1 protein-coding gene is annotated in these 249 nt (G+C 59.4%); it reads left to right on the plus strand.

What is annotated here, in order from left to right; translation table 11 throughout:
• A partial coding sequence (locus CHU71_RS12720; RefSeq protein ID WP_187272099.1) for a transposase occupies nt 1–249 on the plus strand: 249 nt, incomplete at both ends.

The following is a 249-nucleotide window of genomic DNA, read 5'->3' on the forward strand; positions in this document are numbered from 1 at the left end:
CCCCCATCATATCGACCCGACCGCGTATCTCGAAGAGCTCCTCACCCAAGCATCACCCGATCTGATGCGCCAGATGCTCGGCGATTTCATCAACCAAATTCTATCTGCCCAAGCTGATACTGTCTGCGGCGCTGACTACGGCACCACCAGCGACAACCGCGTCAACCAACGCAACGGCTACCGCCACCGACTACTGGATACGCGGGTCGGCACCGTCGATGTGGCTATCCCGAAGCTACGCCACGGTTC

Source organism: Corynebacterium sp. LK14, from assembly GCF_008042215.1.
GTDB classification, from domain to species: Bacteria; Actinomycetota; Actinomycetes; order Mycobacteriales; family Mycobacteriaceae; genus Corynebacterium; species Corynebacterium striatum.